Origin of the sequence: Enterococcus hirae ATCC 9790 (assembly GCF_000271405.2) — a bacterium.
Lineage (GTDB): Bacteria > Bacillota > Bacilli > Lactobacillales > Enterococcaceae > Enterococcus_B > Enterococcus_B hirae.
On the sequence record NC_018081.1, the window covers coordinates 2,077,773 to 2,096,259 of the forward strand.

The 18,487-nt window shown below is 37.4% G+C and carries 17 protein-coding genes; 15 read left to right on the plus strand and 2 right to left on the minus strand.

All coding sequences use genetic code 11. The features are described 5' to 3' along the window. Window positions 1–64: 64 nt before the first annotated feature. Window positions 65–1,873 carry a glutamine--fructose-6-phosphate transaminase (isomerizing) gene (gene glmS / locus EHR_RS09945; RefSeq protein ID WP_010737731.1) on the minus strand — a complete coding sequence of 603 codons (1,809 nt, stop codon included), beginning with the start codon at window positions 1,871–1,873 and terminating at the stop codon, window positions 65–67. Window positions 1,874–2,272: 399 nt separating this feature from the next. Here glmS and EHR_RS09950 point away from each other — a divergent pair, with 399 nt between their 5' ends. From EHR_RS09950 to yihA, 7 genes are all read left to right on the plus strand, one after another. Continuing rightward, the gene (locus EHR_RS09950) at window positions 2,273–2,563 is read left to right on the plus strand and encodes a hypothetical protein (RefSeq protein WP_010737730.1); all 291 of its coding nucleotides are present in this window, start codon (window positions 2,273–2,275) and stop codon (window positions 2,561–2,563) included. 12 nt (window positions 2,564–2,575) lie between these two features. Then, on the plus strand, window positions 2,576–3,604 hold the full coding sequence (sppA, locus tag EHR_RS09955; RefSeq protein WP_010718964.1) for a signal peptide peptidase SppA: 1,029 nt from the start codon (window positions 2,576–2,578) through the stop codon (window positions 3,602–3,604). A 2-nt stretch (window positions 3,605–3,606) separates the two neighbouring features. Continuing rightward, entirely contained in the window at window positions 3,607–4,260 is a 654-nt protein-coding gene (locus tag EHR_RS09960) for an RDD family protein (protein ID WP_010737729.1), read from the plus strand. 114 nt (window positions 4,261–4,374) lie between these two features. Continuing rightward, the gene (locus tag EHR_RS09965) at window positions 4,375–5,316 is read left to right on the plus strand and encodes a hypothetical protein (protein WP_010737728.1); all 942 of its coding nucleotides are present in this window, start codon (window positions 4,375–4,377) and stop codon (window positions 5,314–5,316) included. Between the two features lie 146 nt (window positions 5,317–5,462). After that, a complete protein-coding gene (gene tig, locus EHR_RS09970) occupies window positions 5,463–6,749 on the plus strand; it encodes a trigger factor (protein WP_010718967.1) in 1,287 nt (428 codons plus the stop codon). Window positions 6,750–6,928: 179 nt separating this feature from the next. Beyond that, window positions 6,929–8,179, plus strand: coding sequence for an ATP-dependent Clp protease ATP-binding subunit ClpX (clpX, locus tag EHR_RS09975; protein ID WP_010718968.1), 1,251 nt, complete (start codon window positions 6,929–6,931; stop codon window positions 8,177–8,179). Window positions 8,180–8,614: 435 nt separating this feature from the next. Beyond that, a complete protein-coding gene (gene yihA / locus EHR_RS09980) occupies window positions 8,615–9,202 on the plus strand; it encodes a ribosome biogenesis GTP-binding protein YihA/YsxC (protein ID WP_010718969.1) in 588 nt (195 codons plus the stop codon). Between the two features lie 23 nt (window positions 9,203–9,225). On the opposite strand, the gene EHR_RS09985 is transcribed toward yihA, so the two are convergent. Further along, a complete protein-coding gene (locus tag EHR_RS09985; RefSeq protein WP_014834608.1) occupies window positions 9,226–9,411 on the minus strand; it encodes an SPJ_0845 family protein in 186 nt (61 codons plus the stop codon). Between the two features lie 135 nt (window positions 9,412–9,546). On the opposite strand from EHR_RS09985, the gene EHR_RS09990 reads away from it, so the two are divergent. The 8 genes from EHR_RS09990 to EHR_RS10025 all read left to right on the plus strand — a co-directional run bounded on the left by EHR_RS09990 (window position 9,547) and on the right by EHR_RS10025 (window position 18,475). After that, window positions 9,547–10,875 carry a hypothetical protein gene (locus EHR_RS09990; protein WP_025480505.1) on the plus strand — a complete coding sequence of 443 codons (1,329 nt, stop codon included), beginning with the start codon at window positions 9,547–9,549 and terminating at the stop codon, window positions 10,873–10,875. A 359-nt stretch (window positions 10,876–11,234) separates the two neighbouring features. Then, a complete protein-coding gene (locus EHR_RS09995) occupies window positions 11,235–11,990 on the plus strand; it encodes a DeoR/GlpR family DNA-binding transcription regulator (protein WP_010737725.1) in 756 nt (251 codons plus the stop codon). Then, the gene (gene pfkB / locus EHR_RS10000) at window positions 11,987–12,922 is read left to right on the plus strand and encodes a 1-phosphofructokinase (RefSeq protein WP_010718974.1); all 936 of its coding nucleotides are present in this window, start codon (window positions 11,987–11,989) and stop codon (window positions 12,920–12,922) included. The genes EHR_RS09995 and pfkB overlap by 4 nt, the downstream gene beginning before the upstream one ends. Beyond that, the gene (locus EHR_RS10005) at window positions 12,919–14,850 is read left to right on the plus strand and encodes a PTS fructose transporter subunit IIABC (protein ID WP_010737724.1); all 1,932 of its coding nucleotides are present in this window, start codon (window positions 12,919–12,921) and stop codon (window positions 14,848–14,850) included. Before pfkB ends, EHR_RS10005 begins: the two co-directional genes overlap by 4 nt. 265 nt (window positions 14,851–15,115) lie before the next feature. Further along, on the plus strand, window positions 15,116–16,456 hold the full coding sequence (locus EHR_RS10010) for a hypothetical protein (protein ID WP_014834609.1): 1,341 nt from the start codon (window positions 15,116–15,118) through the stop codon (window positions 16,454–16,456). A 310-nt stretch (window positions 16,457–16,766) separates the two neighbouring features. After that, entirely contained in the window at window positions 16,767–17,309 is a 543-nt protein-coding gene (locus tag EHR_RS10015) for a hypothetical protein (RefSeq protein WP_123874718.1), read from the plus strand. 12 nt (window positions 17,310–17,321) lie between these two features. Continuing rightward, window positions 17,322–17,834, plus strand: a complete 513-nt coding sequence (locus tag EHR_RS10020; protein ID WP_014834611.1) for a hypothetical protein — start codon at window positions 17,322–17,324, stop codon at window positions 17,832–17,834. Window positions 17,835–17,866: 32 nt separating this feature from the next. Next, window positions 17,867–18,475: a hypothetical protein gene (locus EHR_RS10025; protein ID WP_010737721.1), complete on the plus strand. Its 609-nt coding sequence runs from the start codon at window positions 17,867–17,869 to the stop codon at window positions 18,473–18,475. Window positions 18,476–18,487: the final 12 nt, after the last annotated feature.

The following is an 18,487-nucleotide window of genomic DNA, read 5'->3' on the forward strand; positions in this document are numbered from 1 at the left end:
ACTAAATTTCATTGTTTTTTGGCTTTTTTCATGGTGATACATGCTATATTTTTTAACCTTTTTCCTATTCAACGGTCACTGATTTTGCCAAATTTCTCGGTTTATCAACATCAAGACCTCTTAGCAAGGTCGCATAGTAGGCAATCAATTGTGTAGGAATCACTGTGATTAATGAAGTGAGTAAAGGATGAACAACAGGCAATACTAATTGGTCATCTGGTCGATCTAAGCCTTTTGTAGCCATAACCAAAGTTTTTGCTCCACGACTTTCCACTTCTTTTAGATTTCCTCTCGTGTGTGCACCTGTTATCTCTTCGCTGATCATCCCGATAACCGGTGTGTTCGTTTCAATCAGCGCGATCGTACCATGTTTTAATTCCCCAGCTGCGAAACCTTCTGCTTGGATATAACTGATTTCTTTTAACTTCAATGCAGCCTCTAAAGAGACAGCATAATCTGTTCCACGTCCAATATAAAAAGCGTTTCTTGCATCCATTAGATAGTCAGATGCTAACTCCTGTAAGTAGTCCTTTTGAGAAATTAGTTCTTCCATGCCATTCGCTACGATACTAAGCTCGTGCGTTAGATCGAATTCTCTAGCTGAAGAAAGATTTTTTTCATGACCAATTCCTTTAGCAAGTGCAGCTAAAACAGCGATTTGAGCAGTATAAGCTTTTGTTGAAGCCACGGCGATTTCAGGTCCAGCATGTAGTAAAAGAGTGTAAGAAGCTTCCCTTGATAAAGTAGAGCCGGGTACATTAGTGATCGTCAATGATGGGTAATTCAATTCATTCATTTTCACGAGTACTTGTCGACTGTCTGCTGTTTCTCCACTTTGGCTTAAGAAAATAAAAAATGGTTTCTCTGAAAGTAAAGGCAAATTATAACCAAATTCACTTGCAAGGTGGACTTCCACAGGAATACGGGTTAATTGTTCTAAAATAGGTTTTCCAACTAAGCCAGCATGGTAACTCGTTCCACAAGCAACAATGTAGATACGGTCACTGTTTTTAGCTGTTTCTAAAAGTTGTTTGTCCATCAGTACTTCATTCTCATGGTTCACGTAAGTTTGGGCAATCTTTCGCATAACGATCGGTTGTTCATCGATTTCTTTCAACATGTAGTAAGGATAAGTGCCCTTTTCAATATCAGCTGCATCAATTTGTGCTTCAAAAGAAGTTCGTTCAACTGGTTGACCTGAGATCGTTTCGATTGAAATCTCATTTTTAGTGACGATCACTAATTCGCCATCTTCAATTTCAACAAATTCTTTCGTATAAGCCAGCATAGCCATTGCATCGCTGGCGATAACATTGAATCCGTCTCCCAGACCAATCAAGAGAGGGCTTTTGTTTTTAGCAACAAAAATTTGATCTGGCAGAGTACGATCAATTAATGCGAAAGCATAAGAACCTTTGATTAATTGAAGTGTTTTGACAAAGGCAGATTTTGTATCCAGTCCTTCATTTGCAAAAAATTCAATAAGATGAGCAATGATCTCAGTATCCGTTTCCCCTGAAAATTGATCCGTTTCTAAATAATCATTTTTTAATTCAGCAAAGTTTTCAATTACACCGTTATGGACAAGAACAAAACGTCCGCTTTGAGAAGTGTGAGGGTGCGCATTTTTTTGAGAAGGTTCGCCATGAGTTGCCCAACGAGTGTGACCGATTCCGATTGTTCCTGCTGTTTCGTTTGTTAGCTTATCCTTTAGGTTCTGAATTCTACCTTGTGCTTTGACCAAAAAATCATTTTCGTCATTCGCAACAAAGATTCCAGCCGAATCGTATCCCCGATATTCTAATTTTTCTAAACCATTGATCAATCCTGGTGTTACGTTTTCAAATCCAATCATTCCGACAATTCCACACATAAAAAACATCCTACTTTCTATAATATAATCATTATGAAAGTTTCCAGCTGCTGGAATCGATTTTTGTTCTATCTTCACAGATAGGTTTTGATCGATCCTATAGAGTGCAGTCCCTAGGGTCATCCGCCGAATATTTCGATAAACCCTTTCCTCGTCATCTGTAACTACAGACCAGGCGCTATTCCTTAAAATGAGAATGGTATATCTAAACTCCTTTTTAGTATTTTTCTGGAAACTTCTTAAATGATAACGTTGTTGTGTGATGTTTGTCAATAAAAAAGAGAAAAAATAAAATTGGTCTATATGGTTGTGGCGGGAGGATCGAAATGAAGTTTTGACTATCATCTTTTTGCAGACTTCGGTACAATATGAGAGTAAGTAAAAGAAGGAGGATGAAAAATGGCATCAAATATCGCGGTCTTGACATTAGGCATGCTAAAAAAACAGTTGGCCGAACTTGAAAAAGTAAATACAGTGGATGATGAAACCAAAATCTTTTTAGATACTGGTTGGGATAGTATCCAAGAAATTGCGCCTGATGCGTTGACTATTGGAGAAGCGCAACAATTCGTAGTAGAAGATGAGTGGACAAAAGAGAAGTTCAATGGATTTACATTAGTCGAAAAAGCAGAAAAAATGAATGCAACTGGAGAAAAAGAAACAGTGATCGTTATCAAAAATTTATATTAAGCGAGGGAGAGTATGAATAAAAAGCGTTGGATAGCAGTGTTGATTGCGGCAGGCTTATTGGTTGTTTCGTTGGTATCATCTAGCCTGACGTCAAATTCAAAAGAAGAAAAGCAAATGAGTGGTTTGAATAGCTTATTATATGGCACTAATGAATTATCGCCCACGGTTCTGGAAGAAGGAGATAGTTCAGAAAAAATCGTAAAATTGACTGTTGATGGGACGATCACTAGTGATGGAACATCAGGTTTGTTTGCAACAGAAGGATACAATCACGCTAAGTTTATGGAGCAATTAAATGCTATAAAAGAAGATAAAACGATCAAAGGGATGATGTTAGAAGTCAATTCTCCTGGTGGTGGTGTTTATGAAAGTGCAGAAATAGCTAAGACAATCAGTGATATCCGAAATGAACGAAATATTCCAATGTATGTCAGTATGAAAAATACAGCTGCTAGTGGCGGATATTATATCTCAGCCCAAGCAGATAAAATCTATGCAACAGAGGAAACAGTCACTGGGTCCATTGGTGTCATCATGTCAGGTCTTAATTATTCTGGACTTTTAGAAAAATTAGGGATCGAGGATACGACGGTAAAAAGTGGTGCATTGAAAGATATGGGTTCAAGTACTAGACCACAAACGCCAGAAGATCAAAAAGTCTTACAAACTTATATCGATAATGCCTACAATCGATTTGTCAAAGTAGTCAGTACTGGACGAAATCAATCAGAAGAAGAAGTCCGAAAAATTGCGGATGGTCGTATTTATGATGGAGAACAGGCGAAAGCAGTCGGATTAGTGGATGAAATTGGGTATCCACAAGACGCGTTAAAAGCGATGAGAAGTGAGCAACATTTAGAAAACGCTCAGTTAGTAGAATATGAAACGAATACTACTGGTTTTGCAAACACATGGTTCGGTTCGAAACTTGCTCAGCTTCAAGGCTTAAAAGCTTCTGAAACAAGTCAAATCTTGTCTTTCTTAGAAAATCAAGGAACTGTTCAATCACCAAAGGCAATGTATTATTACGGAGGTGAGTAAGCATGACGAAGCAACCAGAAGATTTAACTTCACATAACAAGGCAGATCGTCCTGCTGTGGGTCCAGATCCAGGCTTTTCTCAAAAAGTACTTCAATCTTTTAAAGAAAAACCACTATCTGAAAGTGAAATCAAAGTAAAGCAACAACAATGGCAACAGTATACCGAAGATAAAGAGGAAAAAATCAATGTAAATGACTTTCCTAAATATTTTTATGCAGGATTTTGGATAAGATTTTTCGCTTTTATTGTGGATCTGATTTGTATTGGCTCAATCACACGGTTGACCATTGGATCAGCGGCTAATTTAGACTGGTTAAAAGTATCCGATTCTTATTTAAGTATTTATGGTTTTGCTGCTTTGCTGATTTACCTTGGTTATTTTATTTTATTCACGAAATTAAATCATGGTCAAACGATTGGAAAAATGATTTTTGGGATTCGTGTGATTTGCTTTAATGAATCAGATTTGAGTTGGACAACAGTGCTGGTGAGAGAAGGCGCTTGTCGGTTCATTTTGAAATTCCCATTACTTTTTGTTGGCTATTTACCGACAATCTTTAATCAAAGAAAACAGCATATTGGTGATTATTTTTCAAATACGAGTGTAGTCACGCTAAATCTAGTCAAAGCCTTTAATCAAGAAATTAATGCTTGATTCATTTTATTTTTTCAACATGGCAATCTAAAAAAGATTGTCATGTTTTTTTATGTTTGATACTATAGTTTTATTCATGATTTTACTGGCAAAGAGTCGAAGGGAGAACGAACATTGGAGCCGATTGATTTTCCTGATAAATACGAAAATCTTATGCGTCTAGCGCAACAAGCATTAGCTGATCATCAATATTTACAAGCAAAGACATTTTTACAACGAGCATTGGAGCTTAAAGGAACATTTGAGGCGAATCGTCTACTTGTCCTTTGCTTAGTTGAGCTAGATGAAAAAAAAGAAGCGCTGAATCAGGCGTTTCCTTATGAAAATGACTACCTGACAGATGAAAAAGTGGCAGCTTTTTATTTTGATCTGCTGATCCAAACAAAAGATTATCTTTATGCTCGCAAGTTAATTGCCAGCTATGATTTTTCTGATTTATTTGAGCAACTCATGGTAGAGAAGATCCAACAAGCAGAAAATTTCACGAGTCAAAATGACCGTCAAAAAATACGTAAGATTCATCTTAGTGTTGAAAAAATGCCGACAATGCCACCTGCAGAACAACTTTTGGTTGTTTCTGAGATTGAAGAGTTGCCTTATCATGAATTGGTACAAACAATCAAAAAAATGATTATCTTACCAGAGATCCACTTATTAGTGCGAGCAAAAATGTTAGAGTCACTCGTGCAAGTGAAGAAACACCAGCCAGTTGTTTATTTAACGATGGATCAGACGTTTATAGAAGTCATACCTGCAACATTACCAAAACCAGAAAAGCAGAAGGCTTATGAACAATTAATGCGATTAGCAGAAGCTTATGAAGATCAAGATGCCTATCTTAGTACAGTGCTAAAAGAAGAATTTATGATGCAATCCGCTCTTCTTTATCCTGTTTATGATACATATGTCGGTGATCCCCAAAAATGGTTTGCTGATACACTTAGCATGTATGATCCAAACTATAATAATAGACAAACAGAAGCAGAGGAAGCAGATTTCCTAGAAAAAAGGGGAAATATTTTAAGGGAAATGCTACTCTTTCAAAGTGACCGTTGACACTTATCAGATAAAAAAGTCATGAAAAACGTGGATTCTAACCATTCAATATGTTTACAATTTGAAAGGGTTAGTGTACTATTTAAGGGTATGCATGAAACGTTTTTGATGTATAAAATGAATTTTCTAAACTCGGAGGGAACTAAATGACTGCAACATTTGAAAAAAAAGGCACAAACGATGGTGTTTTAAAATTTACGATTGCGCAAGATGAAATTCAAAAAGGATTGACAGCTGCGTTTAATAAAGTTAAAGGAAACTTGAACGTACCAGGGTTCCGTAAAGGGAAAGTTTCACGCCAAGTATTCAACCGTATGTACGGAGAAGAAGCTCTTTATGAAGACGCATTGAATGCTGTCTTACCTGAAAGCTATGAAGCAGCAGTTAAAGAAGCAGGTATCGAACCTGTATCACAACCTCAAATCGATGTTGAAAGCATGGAAAAAGGGCAAGATTGGGTGATCACTGCTGAAGTAACAGTTAAACCTGAAGTGAAATTAGGTCAATATAAAGATTTAGTTGTTGAAAAACAAGATCGTGAAGTTACTGAAGCGGATGTGGAAGAACGTATCAAACGTGAACAAGAAGCTCAAGCAGAATTAGTAATCAAAGAAGATGCTCCAGCAGAAAATGGCGATACTGTAGTGATTGACTTTGAAGGCTTTGTTGATGGCGAAGCATTCGATGGCGGAAAAGGTGAAAACTATTCACTAGAACTAGGCTCTGGTTCATTCATTCCTGGCTTTGAAGATCAATTGATCGGTAAAAAATCAGGTGAAAGCTTAGATGTAACAGTTACTTTCCCAGAAGACTATCAAGCAGAAGACCTTGCTGGTAAAGAAGCAGTGTTCAAAGTAACGGTTCATGAAGTAAAAGCTAAAGAAGTACCTGAATTAGATGACGAATTTGCAAAAGATGTAGATGATGAAGTTTCTACATTAGCTGAATTGAAAGAAAAATATCTAAAAGAATTGACAGAAGCAAAAGAAAAAGAAGCAGAAGACGCAAAAGATGAAGCTGCAATCCGCTTAGCTGTTGAAAATGCAGAAATCGTTGATCTGCCACACGTGATGGTTCACGATGAAGTACACCGTTCAATGGATGAATTTTTGAACAACATGCAACGTCAAGGAATCTCTCCTGACATGTACTACCAATTAACTGGTTCTACAGAAGAAGACTTGCACAAACAATTTGAAGGCGAAGCAGAAGTACGCACAAAAACAAATCTTGTAATCGAAGCTATCGCTAAAGCAGAAGGACTAGCAGCAACAGAAGAAGAAATCAACGCTGAAATCCAAGAATTATCTGAGACATACAACATGCCAATCGAACAAATCAAACGAGTGTTAACAGAAGATATGTTGGAACATGATGTGACAATGAAAAAAGCAATTGATTTGATTACTGGAACTGCTACTGAAGCAAAATAATCATCTTTTATTGCATTTTATCAAAGAGGAAACTGAGAGGTTTCCTCTTTTTGCATATTTTCGATTTTTGGTTTTTGTTTAGTGCTTTTGCTTTTTTTTGAATTATGGTATGATAGTAAAAGACTGTAAAGTCTGTGATAGTTTCTTGCATTTATGATGCAAGTTAAGGGGTGAAGACCATGTATGATAATCCAAGTGGCAATGAGACCGTACGTTGTTCTTTTTGCGGGAAAACACAAGAAGAAGTAAAAAAAATCGTGGCTGGTCCAGGGGTCTACATCTGTAATGAATGTATTGACCTATGCAAAGAAATCATTGATGAAGAATTTTATGAAGAAGCGGTACGTGAATTCACAGAAGTACCAAAACCATTAGAAATTTTGGAAGTCTTAAATAATTATGTGATTGGTCAAGATCGTGCGAAACGTTCATTAGCTGTAGCAGTATACAATCACTATAAGCGTGTTAATCAACAATCCCAAGAAGATGCAGATGATGTTGAACTGCAAAAAAGTAATATCTGCTTGATCGGTCCTACTGGGTCAGGGAAAACTTTCTTGGCACAAACATTAGCTAAAACGTTAAATGTACCTTTTGCGATCGCTGATGCAACCAGTTTAACTGAAGCTGGTTATGTTGGGGAAGACGTCGAAAACATCCTATTGAAATTATTGCAATCAGCTGATTACAATGTGGAACGAGCTGAAAAAGGGATCATCTACATTGACGAAATCGATAAAATTGCTCGTAAAAGCGAAAATGTTTCAATTACTCGAGATGTTTCAGGTGAAGGTGTCCAACAAGCCTTATTGAAGATTTTAGAAGGAACAGTTGCCAGCGTTCCTCCTCAAGGCGGTCGGAAGCATCCTCATCAAGAATTTATCCAAATCGATACGACAAATGTTTTGTTTATCGTAGGTGGTGCGTTTGATGGGATTGAAACAATTGTTAAAAATCGTCTAGGAGAAAAGACAATCGGTTTCGGGACTAAAAATCAAAAATTAGCAGATGGCGAAAGTGTCATGCAAGAAATCATTCCAGAAGATCTATTGAAATTTGGTTTGATTCCTGAATTTATTGGTCGATTACCAGTAATGGCAGCACTTGAAAAATTAACGACAGAAGATCTTGTGCGTATTTTGACAGAGCCAAAGAATGCTTTGGTCAAACAATACCAAAAATTACTTGCTTTGGATAATACGGAATTAGAATTTGAACCAGAGGCATTAACAGCAATCGCTGAAAAAGCAATTGCCCGAAATACTGGGGCACGTGGACTACGTTCGATCATCGAAGAAATCATGATGGATATTATGTTTGACATCCCATCTAATGAGAATATCGAAAAAGTGATCATTACGAAAGAAGCTGCTGAATTAACAGGAGAACCGACTGTCGTTTATAAAGATTCTGAGAAAAAAGCGGGATAAAAGCAGATAGAAGCTGGAGTGCTGTCGTGAAAGTTAGTTATTGCTTTTGCGGCAGCTTTGTCTTTTTATCGAACTATTGATTAATGATTAAGGCATTCTATTGACAGCAGGCGATTCAACGTTGTGATTACTCAAAATCGACAAATAGGGAAGCTGACTTTCGTTTATGTAAAAACGTACTTTCCGCAATCAACTGCAGTTTTTCGATCGTTGAATCTTAGAATGAAATCAAAAAACCTCAAAACATGAGAAGCTGTTTCGAGATTTTTTTCTTTAAGGAACGAATCAATTCATGCTTCTCGCAACCTGTTACACGGCGTTTAAGAAGCGACTCTTCGTATATCAGAGATTGTTTAATAAAGTGATATTAAACAATCTTCTCTCATCTCGATAGAGTTCCTTTCTTCTTCAACGACCTTTTTTAGGAGAGATTTTATGAAAGTACATCAAGCAGAAATAGTGATTAGTGCAGTTGCACCAAAACAATACCCAGAATCTGATTTACCAGAAATTGCTTTAGCAGGGCGTTCAAATGTCGGAAAGTCTTCTTTTATCAATACGTTGATTGACCGAAAGAATTTAGCTCGCACTTCGGGAAAACCAGGTAAGACCCAAACATTGAATTTTTATTTGATTGAAAATGCGTTACACTTTGTCGATGTCCCTGGTTATGGTTATGCCAAAGTATCAAAGACTGAACGTGCAAAATGGGGTAAAATGATCGAAACATATATTACGACCAGAGAGCAGTTGCGAGCAGTCGTTTCTTTAGTCGATTTACGTCACAAACCTTCCCAAGAGGATATCCAGATGTATGAATTTTTGAAATATTACGATATTCCAGTGATTGTCGTAGCGACTAAAGCGGATAAGATACCACGAGGAAAATGGAACAAGCATGAAAGTGAAATCAAAAAAGCGTTGGATTTTGATAATAATGATCAGTTTATTTTATTTTCTTCTGTCACAAAGCAAGGAAAAGAAGAAGCTTGGCAGGCAATTGAAGAAGCAATTTCAGAATAAAAAACTAGTAGCAGACGAAGGACTCAAAGAGGAGAACATTCGCTTGCTACTAGTTTTTTTCTATTTTTTTGTCTGTTCTTTTTTTCGTCATTTTTTGGTTTCAAAAAGCGATCGATTTCTTCTTTTGAAGCAACTGTTTTTTCTGGATCAACAGCAAAGGATTCAAATAATTTATCAAGATTATCTGTACGTTCAAATTTAAGCCCCAAATTATTCACCTCTTTGATTATTTGTTTCTATTCTACCATGGATAGTTACTAAAATAATTGGAAGTCGTTAAATTTTAGTTTTTTCTTATGCTTGGTTATAATTTAATTATAAAATACTTTGAAAGGAGTGAGAGTATAGTGGAAGAACAACAATTATTAATGACGATTCAATTAACCGATTTGAATCAAAGTCAAAGAGAAAATGAATTGGAAGATTGGTTCTTTTTTATTCGGATGATGTTTAGTCCCTCATTTTTTCAGACTTCTCGTCAGACAGCACGAATATTTGAATGGACAACCTTTAAAAAGGAAGCAATGCAGGAATCTCAGTTCGCATTTGGTTGGCTGACTGTAAAAAATGAAAGGAATGAGTGTCGTTTTCATTTTGATGGTCAACAATTGATCATTAAGAATATTTTGGAGAAGAATATTTTCTTACAACATGAATCGGTGATCAGAGATTATATCCAGCTTAAAATGGATAAAAATGGCGTATTTGCTTACTTACGTTCATACAATGAATTTAAGTATCATAATATTAAAGAAATTGAAGAACGGTTGAAGTTTGAAACACAAGAAGCTATTGATAAGTTGCCAAAGATGAGAGAACGATCGGGAGCGGTTGTGATTGATTGTAATCAATTGCCTGGTTACGATCTATCTCACGAGGGATTATGCTTTACTTCTTGTTGGGAAATGTATTACAGCTCTTACTACTATCGCATCATTCCGAAACAAGTATTTTTAGATGTCCAACAAGTGGAATTTGTAAAAGAGAAACAAAATGGTGTGATCTGTATTCAATTATATCGTGACCCTTTCAAATGGGCTGAGGAAACGAATCGACATTTTCAGACCTATTATCGCGACCAATTGGGATTTGATCATCTTTCTTGGGACAATGGTGTTGGGCTTTTGAAAGCCCCGTACATTGAGTATGCTTATACCGATCAAAGTATTCAATCTGTTCAATACCAAAATGAAAGAATGCAACCGACTCAGAAAAAGGATGCGACGTTCTTCGTTACTCGAAGTTATAATTTTGTCAACGATGAATACCACGAAAAGCGAGTAAGAGGGCGGTTGAATACACAAGCTTATTTTCCTTGGGTAGATGAGCAGCGGGCGCAGATGATGTTTTACAAAGTGATTGATCCCCGTATTTCTTTAGATGATGGGATCGAAGCTTATTGCTACTATATAAAAGAATATTTAGAGATCGCAGTTGACGATGAAAAATATCAAGAATATTTAGTTACTTTACGATTATACGTACCTACTGAAAATTTGACACAGCTCCCATTGAATGAAATTCGCGAAAAACTATCAGATATTCAGTTTAAGCGAATAAGAAAAAGACGAGGACGTTTAAGCTTTGACGTGAAAAAAGGTGTAAATCATCTTAGAGTAGAAATCTATGATTATCCAAAGTTAAACAAATTTGCGACATTACAAAAAATTTGAGGTGATCACATGGATAAACACTTATATTATCGGGTCATGTTACCTACAGCATTTGTAGCTTTTTTGATGTTCTTTCTTCCAAACATCCCTGTACGATCAATTTTGGGCTTTATCATTATGTTCATTGGATTAGGAAGGTACTATTATTTAGTGCATAGAAAATAAAGCATATAAAAGGTTGTGGAAGAATCGTACAGCGAATACCGTTCGTACTTCTTTACAACCAATCAAGAGTCTGGACCAGTTGAAAGTTCAGACTCTTTTTTGAATGTTTTAGATTGTCTATGAATGTTTTTGAATGATTTTTATTGATTAATAAAAAGAATTATGCTACTATATGTCGTGAGGTGATCGTGGAAATGCTTACAGAAGAGCGCAGACAAAAAATACTACACTTGTTAGAACAAAATAAAATAGTGAAATCTCAAGATTTAGTAACACTTCTAAACGCTTCTGAATCAACGATTAGACGTGATTTGCAAGAGTTGGAGAATGATGGTCTGTTAGAAAGAATCCATGGTGGCGCGAAAAAAGGGCAACTTTTAGGGTTTGAACAGAATATGAGTGAAAAAACGCTCAAAAACGTTCAAGAAAAACAAACAATCGCTCGATTAGCAGCTCAATTAATCAATGACGATGACGTTATTTATTTAGATGCTGGGTCCACGACGTTAGAAATGATCCCATATTTGCAAGAGAAAAAGGTAACGGTAGTAACTAATTCAGTGAAACATGCAGCTAGTTTGGTTGATTTGCAACTTCCCACCATCATATTAGGTGGACAAGTTAAATTATCAACAAATGCTGTACTAGGAAATAGTACAATCAGCCAGTTAAAAAATTTCTATTTTAATAAAGTGTTTATGGGAATGAACGGTGTTGACTTGAACCGTGGATTTACAACGCCAGATCCGGAAGAAGCAGCCGTGAAACGTCTAGCAATGGCAAATGCGGAAGAAAGTTTCGTCCTGATTGACCATTCTAAGTTCAACAAGCTTAGTTTCACTTCTGTGGCACCTTTAGAAGCAGCTACGATCGTAACCGAACGTTGTCCATTGGAATTTGTTGCCGATTATCGGGAACGGACAACTATCAAGGAGGCAGCTATACAATGATTTATACAGTAACATTAAATCCGTCGATTGACTTTATCGTACGTGTCGATGGGTTAAAAATCGGGGAATTGAATCGAATGAAAGAAGACTTTAAAGTTCCTGGCGGAAAAGGGATCAATGTTTCTCGAATTTTGAAAAGAATTGACTCTGATTCGACAGCCCTTGGCTTTTTAGGAGGCTTTACAGGAAACTTTATCGCAGAGTGGTTGGAAAAAGAAACAATCCAAACTTCTTTTACAACAGTTCAATCAGATACTCGGATCAATATCAAATTAAAATCTGATTCTGAAACGGAGATCAATGGTTTAGGCCCAACGATCTCAGATGAAGAAATCCAATCATTCAAGCAAGCGCTAAGTGTTGTAAACAAAGGGGACATCGTTGTCTTATCTGGTAGTACTCCTGCCAGCTTAAGAAAAGGGTTCTATCAAGAATTGATTGAGATCATTCGTGAAAAAGAAGCAGACTTTGTGATTGATACAACTGGGGATGATCTAAAAAATTCTCTTGCTAAAAGACCATTGTTGATCAAACCTAATAACCATGAATTAGCCGAATTATATCAGACACACTTTGATCGTGTGGAAGAGATTTTGCCATATGGTAAGAAACTATTAGCTGAAGGGGCACAAAATGTCTTGATATCAATGGCGGGAGATGGTGCCTTGTTATTTACTAATGAAGGTGCTTACCGATCAAACGTATTAGTTCGCCCGTTAAAAAACTCGGTTGGTGCAGGAGATTCAATGATTGCTGGATTTATTGGTGCTTATAGCAAAAATCAAGATCCAGTGGAAGCATTTAAATGGGGAGTCGCTTGTGGAAGTGCGACAGCATTTTCTGATGATTTAGCTTCTAGAGCATTGATTGATGAACTGTTACCAGAAGTTGAGATAACAAAAATAGATTCGTTTTCAGGAGGATTATCATGAATATCAAAGATTTAATGATCAAAGATGCAATGATCATGGACCTACAAGCAACTGATAAAAAAGGCGCAATTGATGAAATGGTCCAAAAAATGTTTGCTGCCGGAAGAATCTCAGATATTGAAACCTATAAAGAGGGGATTTTAGCACGAGAAGCGCAAACTTCTACCGGACTAGGTGACGGCATTGCGATGCCTCATGCAAAAAATGCAGCAGTAAAAGAAGCAACCGTACTATTTGCTAAAAGTAACAAAGGGGTCGATTATGAGGCATTAGATGGTCAGCCGACTTACCTATTCTTTATGATCGCAGCTCCAGAAGGCGCAAATGATACACACTTACAAGCGTTAGCTGCTTTATCCCGCCTTTTAGTGGATCCAGATTTTGTTGCAAAATTAAAAGAAGCAGATTCACCAGAAGCTGTACAAGAATTATTCCAAACAGCGGAAGATCAAAAAGCTGCGGAAGAAAAAGCAGAACAGGCAAAACAAGCTGAAGCTGCAACCGTTGATCCTAAGAGCAAGTTTGTTATTGCAGTAACTGCTTGTCCAACAGGAATCGCCCACACTTATATGGCGGAAGATGCTTTGAAGAAAAAAGCGAAAGAAATGGGCGTAGAGATCAAAGTTGAAACAAACGGATCAGAAGGCGTTAAAAACTTATTGACAGCTGAAGACATCGCTCGTGCGGATGGTGTAATCGTAGCTGCAGATAAAAAAGTTGCCATGGATCGTTTTGACGGGAAAGAACTTGTCAATCGTCCGGTTAGCGACGGGATTCGTAAGCCAGAAGAACTGATCAATCTTGCTTTAAGCGGTACTGCACCAGTTTATCATGGACAAGGGAAAGATACTGGTTCTGATGAAGGAAATGCAGAAGGAACCGTCGGTCAACGAATCTATAAAGATTTGATGAATGGTGTTTCTCATATGCTACCGTTTGTTATTGGCGGTGGGATTGCAATTGCTCTTTCTTTCATGGTAGACCAATTTATGGGTGTACCACAAGATCAGCTTGCAAACCTTGGGAATTATAATCAAATTGCCAGCTGGTTCAACCAAATCGGTCAAGCTGCTTTTGGTTTCATGTTACCAGTTCTTGCTGGATTTATTGCTTCAAGTATCGGGGATCGCCCTGGTTTGATTGTTGGTTTTGCTGCTGGTGCATTAGCTAATACTGGCGGTGCAGGCTTCTTAGGAGCTTTGATCGGCGGTTTCTTAGCTGGATATGTCATTGTGTTCTTGCGCAAACTATTCAAGAAATTACCTAAATCATTAGACGGAATCAAAACGATTCTCTTTTATCCCGTGTTTGGGTTGTTGATTACCGGTTTCTTGATGTTGTTGGTTAATGTACCGATGAAAGCAATCAATGATGCATTGAACGGATTTTTAACAAGCATGAGCGGTTCAAACGCTGCGTTACTTGGAGCTTTACTTGCAGGAATGATGGCTGCTGACTTAGGTGGACCAATTAATAAAGCGGCTTATGTTTTCGGTACAGCTACGCTAGCAACAACTGTTGCGACTGGCGGTAGTGTCGTGATGGCTTCTGTTATGGCTGGTGGGATGGTTCCACCATTAGCAATTTTTGTTGCTACTCGTTTATTTAAAAATAAATTTAGTAAAACAGATCAAGATGCTGGTCTAACGAATATTGTGATGGGCTTGTCCTTTGTAACAGAAGGATCGATCCCGTTTGCAGCAGCTGATCCGATCCGCGCCATTCCAAGTTTCATTATTGGCTCTGCTTTAACAGGTGGTTTAGTTGGTGCTTTCGGTATCAAATTACTTGCTCCTCATGGTGGGATTTTCGTTGTATTCTTGTTAAGTCATCCAGTCTTGTACTTAGCATTCATCGCTATTGGTGCAATCGTTTCTGGTGTGATTTATGGTTTACTAAGAAAATCACCAACAGTAACAACAGCATAATTTTCAATTTATAAATATGAGACCTTCTTACGGAATTTAACAATAATTTTCGTAAGAAGGTTTTTTTGTGAGATTAAATGCAAATTTTTTGAAAATTAAAAAATGGAAAGCGAAATTGATCAATAGATGCATAAATATAGGATTTGTGATTAGAAATTAGTTATTTATTGACGGATATAAATGTGTATAGTATCATTTTTTTGTAATCGAATGTTAATCAAAAGCGCTTTTATATAAAAAAAGAATGGTTATAGAGGAGGGGAATATGAAAAAAAGTACAAAATGGGTTGTTTTATCGCTCTTTATTCTTTGTGCTAGTATTGTCCCAGTCAATGACTTTGATGCACAAGAAAATGCTGAGAATAGTGTAAATCTCCATGACAATGTGCAAACGAGCACAAGTGATGAGTACTCCGTTTCCTTTGAGACAACTACGGAAGAATCCCATGAAGATGTCAATAATGAAATCACCGAAGCATCAACAAGCAGCGAAGAAACAAAACAAGTGTTAGCAGAAAACGCTGAACTGTCCGACGAAATTGGTGCAATTAGTCCTTTGGTTGGAGAAGGAACATTAGAAAGTCCTTATACTGCAGCAACAGCAGATGAATTAATTAGGGTAATGAGTGAGATCAATAATGATTCAGGTTCGGGAACCTATTATGTTGCTTTGACAGCAGACATCGTGTATACAGATGCGGATGTTTTTGAGTTTTATAAAAATGTCGAGATCGATGGTCAAAATCATCATATGCTATATACCAACGCTTCCAACTCAACCGCTTCGAATACTGGCTATCGAGTGAAGATTAGTGGATTAAGAATCAAATTGAAAAACATGAATTTTGGAAGCGCGACACTAACTGATGAAAATGGCGTTATCTATGGCAACCAATCTTACTACGGGATCTTAGGGGCTGGAAGTTTATCTGTCCTCTCATTTGACGCGGTTTTTGAAAACGTCAATTATTATGGCAAGACCGGGGCGCAACCACTTCTAGCTTGGCATACAGAATCCACCTTCACCTTTGAGGGGAAAAATGAATTTGTCAGTGAAGCAGGAGCAAACAGCGAAGAGTTCATGGAAGGAAACAACATTACATTTGCGAAAGATTCGACGACGATTATCAACCACCAAACGAGTACGAATCTCGCTTTGTTTTATGGTTCAGCTTCTGGCGGATCGGGTGATCGGAAAATACGAGTCACTCTTGAAGAAAATGCGAATGTGCAATTGACATCAAGCAAAGATTATTTTTCTTATGATGGGACAGGATTAATTTTTACGATTGGTCAAAATGCTAAATTTTTGTATGAACAAACAGGTAACAAGCCAATGAATTTTACGAATGGTCAAGCAGCAGAAATCAATTTTGGCGCTAATTCACAAACTTCAATGATCAGCCAAGGCAGATTCAATTCAAATGGAAATGTTGTAATGAATGCGGATGAGCCCGATTTTGTTCGTTTTCAAAATACTTCTAATACCAACGGCTTGTTTGCTAGAAATATGACATTTAACCGGATCGATGGAGTAGCAGGAGAAATAGGAGGCTATCAATTTAGCTATTTAGCAACTGATCAAAGTTTACAAAAAAGGAAGTAGTAGGAGCTGGTACAGCTACATTAAATGACAGTTACTTTACAAATACAGCTCTAAAACAAGCAATCTATCAAAAAAAATCAATATTACCGATTGGAAAGCACAGCCGAGTGTAGCGGTCGGACAAAGTCAATTAGACACTACGATCAATGCTTATGAGCCAGCCAGTCGGATAGGAAAGGCAACGACGTTTAAATTAAGTACGAAACAACTTTGGAGTGAAACCGATTTAACGACTGAGGAAGCACAACAACAAGTTGAGCTTGCTGATGAAAATACAGATGGGATGATCGCAGTCGAAGAAACCGCGGGAATGACATGGACAAAAGAAAAACTACCAGCTGGAACTTATTTTGTCTATACAAAAATAGCTGGTGCCGTCAACGATGATCCCGAACTTCAAGCCTATTTAACTGAAAGCCTTTGGGTAGAACAACAGGTGGAAGTAGTCAAAAGTCCATTAAGTGTGGAAGTACCTTTAGAAATGATATTTGAATCGAAAACAGAAGGTGCATTCGACACGGCATCTTCGACCAAACCAATCATTAGTTCGAGTAACTATCCCATTGATTTTACGATTGGCACGGTTCAAGATCTTACAGCTGATTCATCAGTTGTGCTAGTCAATCAATTTTCTGGCGGAAATCATAACGAGTTGATTCTTAATCTTGTTGCCACTGATGGGACAACGATGGGACCGTTGGTTGTCGGGCAAAATAATGTGGACAGATTGGAAATTGCCCCTTTTTTAACAGAACCAATTGAACTTTATTTAGCTGGAGAATTTTCAGGAAACATTTTACAAAAATATTATCCTAGTTATGCCTTTACTTATCAACTATCAGCTAAAGAATAAAGGAGAAAAGCAATGGAAGAAACAAAACGGAAAAAACAAAAACAGGTACTACTCATTCTACTAGGATTATTGTTGTTGCTAAGTGGCTGGCTAGTGTACCGCTATTATCTTCAAGCAAAACCAGAGCCCGTTACTATTGTTAGTGGCGAATTTTTACCCGCTGGGAAAGATGCCCAAAAAATCTCTGACTCTGAAAAGAAAAAAATGGCACAGGTTGCAGTAGATAAAAGCAAATTCAATTTAGTTATCTCACCTGAAGCGAAAATCGATCGACAAACAGGGAGCGGCGAATTGATGATAAAAAATCCCAGTGAAAATGGCTATCCGATCAATGTAGAAATTAGAGAAAAAAAGAACAATCAACTTGTTTATACTTCCGGTGCGATTCAGCCCGGGTATGAAATAAAAAATGTCACGTTGGAACAGGCATTAGAAAAGGGGGAGTATCCATCAGTTGCTTTATTTAGTTTGTATGACCCAGACACCAACGAAAAAAAGGTCAAGTGGCTGCAGGAGTTACATTAACAGTTGAATAAAAATAAAAGGGGTTTATTGATATGATGAAAAAAGTACTTGTAAGTATGTTGTTTAGTGGGAGTTTTGTTGGATTTGTTGCGCCCGCAATGGTTCAAGCGGAAGACGTGATTGGTGTTGACCAAGCCGATATTCAAATCAATGGTACGATTGGATTAGATAACACAGATCCAGAAGAAGCGATTGAGGAAAGTCATGACAATTGGATCAATGTGACATTAGATACAGCGACCATATTCTATAACGTAAGCGGGCGAAATGATATTGAATCTCCAACCTATACTATTGAAAATAAATCGGGACGTCCAGTTGATGTATCCATTGCAGATTTCGCGCAAACAAATGCCGAAAGTATTACAGAAATTTCTAGTCTAAATCTTGTTTCTCCAGCAGCAACGAACACTTCCTTGATCGCCGCAGGAACACTCACAGATTTTGCGACGACACCAGTCAAACTCTTTACATTAGCAAACAATGAAGGAAAACTAACTGCAAATGGTACCGCAAATAATGCTTTTTCGACCACCTTCAACTATGCTGGAACAGTATCTTCTACCACAGCAACCAAGAGTACACCAACGTTCAATTTGACGTTGCAATTAGATGCTGTATCTTGGACAGCAGCGCCTTAAACTGATTAAAAA